General features: G+C 41.7%; 1 pseudogene. It reads right to left on the reverse strand.

Going from position 1 to position 602, the window contains the following annotated elements:
* Positions 1-547, reverse strand: a pseudogene (locus tag AKG43_RS11890) (hypothetical protein); the annotation flags it as partial.
* Positions 548-602: the final 55 nt, after the last annotated feature.

The following is a 602-nucleotide window of genomic DNA, read 5'->3' on the forward strand; positions in this document are numbered from 1 at the left end:
GTTTGCGGAAGTTGAAGCCGCCGCGCGGGAATTTCTGCTTGGGGTCGAATTCCGTGGGAATGACCAGATTGATTAGTGCGCTGAATGCGGGGTCGTCCCAATCGGCAATCAGGTAGCACTCTCTGACAATATTCAACCAGTCGATACGGTCGAACAAGATGCACAGACCGATAGCGTTAGGCAGGTTTTCCGTTAAAGAGATACCATTTCCCCAAACAGACATTGTCCATCCTTCTTCAATCGGTTCAGGATCATCGACAGGATGTTTTGCATTGATGTCCAGACACAGCTGGCTGTATTCTATGGCCTGTGCGAATCGTTGTTTGACGGCTTTGATGGGGAAGCCTGCGGTGTATTCAATCATTGTAACTAGATAGATTTCGGCAGGTAATGCATCAGGTGAATCAAGTGGTTCTTCATTCTCCGTTTCATTTATCCATTTGTTCATCAACCATAGATTGTCTGAATATAACTTTTTAAAAAATACTTCTTCAAACAGACCTTGTCTATCTTTATCACGGTCATATTCAATTTCATTATTATTCATTTTCTTTTCCTTTATATTTATTTAGTTTTAGCCTTTGGTCTTTTAAAACTACCAC

The sequence above is a fragment of the Neisseria sp. 74A18 genome (assembly GCF_001308005.1).
In the GTDB taxonomy this organism is placed as follows: Bacteria; Pseudomonadota; Gammaproteobacteria; order Burkholderiales; family Neisseriaceae; genus Neisseria; species Neisseria dumasiana.